This is a genomic window from Streptomyces sp. SolWspMP-5a-2 (assembly GCF_900091845.1).
GTDB lineage: Bacteria > Actinomycetota > Actinomycetes > Streptomycetales > Streptomycetaceae > Streptomyces > Streptomyces doudnae.
In genome coordinates, this window is sequence record NZ_FMCI01000229.1 from 1 (window position 1) to 2,544 (window position 2,544).

Sequence of the window (2,544 nt, forward strand, 5' to 3'; positions counted from 1 at the left end):
GCGCACCCGCGACCCGGCGCTCGTCGAGCAGCGCACGCCGCCGCCCCCGGCGGGACCGCCCGCGCGGGGCGGCGGCCTGCTCGGCGGCCTGCTGCGGACCGCCCGGCCCAAGCAGTGGGTCAAGAACGTCCTGGTCGTCGCGGCCCCGGCCGCCGCCGGACAGCTCTTCTCCCGCCATGCGGCCGGTCAACTCGCCCTCGTCTTCGCCCTGTTCACGGCCTGCTCGGCCGCCGTCTACCTGGTCAACGACGCCCGCGACGCCGAGGCCGACCGCGCCCACCCCACCAAGCGGCGCCGCCCGGTCGCCGCCGGGCAGGTCCCGGTGCCGGTCGCCTACGCCGCCGGAGCCGTCCTCGGCGTCCTCGCGCCCGTCCTCGCGGCCTGGCTGCTCTCCCCGGCCGTCGCCGCCCTGCTGACGGCCTACCTCGGCATGCAGCTCGCCTACTGCGTCAGCCTCAAGCACGTCCTGGTGGTCGACCTCGTCGTCGTCACCACCGGCTTCCTGATGCGGGCCATGGCGGGCGGGCTCGCGCTGCAGATCCCGCTGTCGCGCTGGTTCCTGATCACCACCGGCTTCGGCGCGCTGTTCATGGTCTCGGCCAAGCGCTACTCCGAGGCCCTGCAGATGTCCGGGAAGGCGGGCGCCACCCGGGCGCTGCTCACCGAGTACACGGTCGGCTACCTGCGGTTCGTGTGGCAGCTCGCGGCCGGGGTCGCCGTCCTCGGCTACTGCATGTGGGCCCTGGAGGAGGGCGGCGGCCACGCCGGGGTGCTGCCCTGGCGCCAGCTCTCGCTGGTGGCGTTCATCCTGGCGATCCTGCGCTACGCCGTCTTCGCCGACCGCGGCACGGCGGGCGAACCGGAGGAGGTCGTGCTGCACGACCGGGCCCTCGCCGTCATCGGCCTGGCCTGGCTCGCCATGTACGGCCTGGCGGTGGCCCGCTGGTGAGCGCCCGCACGGCGCTCCACCGCCGGGAGGTGATCGGCTTCGCCTCCGTCGGGCTCTGCGCCTACGCCGCCGATCTCGCCCTGTTCAGCTGGCTGCGCGGACCCGCCGGGCTCGACCCGCTCACCGCGAAGGCGCTCTCCTTCCTGGCGGGCTGCTCGGTCGCCTACGCGGGCAACGCGCTCGGCACCTACCGGGACGCCCGGCCGTCCGGACTGCGCCCCTGCGCCGTCTTCCTCGCGGTGAACGTCGCGGGCGCGCTGGTGCAGTTGCTGTGCCTGACCGTCAGCCACTACGGGCTCGGCCTGACCTCGCAGCGGGCCGACACGGTCTCCGGCGCGGGGGTCGGCATGGTGCTGGGCACACTTCTGCGGTTCTGGGGTACGCGGACATGGGTGTTCCGAAGTGAGGGCGGGGTCGCACCATGGACTGGCTGAAGAAGCTCCCTGTCGTGGGGCCGCTGCTGACGCGGCTGATGATCACCCACGTCTGGCGTTCGTACGAGCGCCTCGACCGGGTGAAATGGGCGCGGCTCGCCGCTGCCATGACGTTCATCAGCTTCCTGGCGCTGTTCCCGCTGCTCACCGTGGCCGCCGCGATCGCCGCCGCCACGCTGAGCCCGGCCAGGACCCAGAGCCTGCAGAACAAGATCGCCGATCAGGTGCCCGGCATCTCCGACCAGCTCGACCTGGGCAGCCTGGTGCAGAACGCGGGCACCGTCGGCCTCATCGCGGGCGCGCTGCTGCTCTTCACCGGCATCGGCTGGGTCGGCTCGATGCGGGAGTGCCTGCGCGCGGTGTGGGAGCTGCCCGACAAGGAGGAGAACGCGCTGCTGCGCAAGGCCAAGGACGCGGGTGTCCTGGTGGGCCTCGGCGGCGCGCTGCTGGTCACCGTCGCCGCCTCGGCCGTCGCCTCCGCGCTGGTCAACTGGATCGGCGGCGAGCTGGGCCTCGAGGCGGGCGGGGTGGGGCGCGCGCTGCTGCGGGCCGCCGCGTTCGCCGTCGCCGTCCTGGCCGACTTCCTGCTGCTGCTCTACGTCCTCACCCTGCTGCCCGGCGTCGAACCGGCCCGGCGGCGGCTGCTGGTCGCCGCGCTGACCGGCGCGATCGGCTTCGAACTGCTGAAGCTGCTGCTGAGCGGCTACATGCAGGGGGTGGCCGCGAAGAGCATGTACGGCGCGTTCGGCGTGCCCGTCGCCCTGCTCCTGTGGATCAACTTCACGTCGAAACTGGTCCTGTTCTGCGCGGCCTGGACGGCCACACCCAGCAAGGAAGAGGACCCGTTTGTGGAGGAGGACGGGGACGGGGACGCGGACGGGGACGGGAACCGGGACGCGGACGGGAACCGGGACGCGGACGGGAAACCCGGCGACGACGGCATCGACACCGGCACGGGCGCCTCCGCCGACACCGGCGCCTCCGCCGACGACGGCACCGGCTCCGGCACCGGCGCCTCCGCCGACGTCAGGGACGGGGGCGGCGGCGCACCAGGTCGGGCAGCGGCCAGCGGCGGTTGACCAGGAACGCGGCGGCCGCCAGCAGCGCCAGCGCGCCGCCCGCGATCGCCAGCGCCATCCCCTGGCCGCCTCCTCCGGTGCT

General features: G+C 74.1%; 3 protein-coding genes and 1 pseudogene. 3 read left to right on the forward strand and 1 reads right to left on the reverse strand.

Translation table 11 applies throughout. From position 1 onward, the window contains the following. The 3 genes from GA0115242_RS22855 to GA0115242_RS22865 form a co-directional block, all read left to right on the forward strand. Nucleotides 1-949, forward strand: a 949-nt coding sequence (locus GA0115242_RS22855; RefSeq protein WP_237549243.1) for a decaprenyl-phosphate phosphoribosyltransferase, incomplete at its 5' end; no start/stop codon positions are given. Then, a complete protein-coding gene (locus GA0115242_RS22860) occupies nt 946-1,383 on the forward strand; it encodes a GtrA family protein (RefSeq protein WP_093831413.1) in 438 nt (145 codons plus the stop codon). The genes GA0115242_RS22855 and GA0115242_RS22860, both read left to right, overlap by 4 nt. Continuing rightward, nucleotides 1,371-2,462 (forward strand): YihY/virulence factor BrkB family protein, encoded by a 1,092-nt coding sequence (locus GA0115242_RS22865; RefSeq protein WP_093831415.1) that lies wholly within the window; start codon nt 1,371-1,373, stop codon nt 2,460-2,462. The genes GA0115242_RS22860 and GA0115242_RS22865 overlap by 13 nt, the downstream gene beginning before the upstream one ends. Here GA0115242_RS22865 and GA0115242_RS41815 read toward each other — a convergent pair. After that, a pseudogene (locus tag GA0115242_RS41815) lies at nt 2,410-2,544 on the reverse strand (D-alanyl-D-alanine carboxypeptidase); the annotation flags it as partial. The gene GA0115242_RS22865 and the pseudogene GA0115242_RS41815 overlap by 53 nt on opposite strands.

What these genes read in the sequence shown, in the direction of transcription:
- GA0115242_RS22865 (WP_093831415.1), top strand. Translation starts at nt 1,371, where the DNA reads ATGGACTGGCTGAAGAAGCTCCCTGTCGTGGGGCCGCTGCTGACGCGG.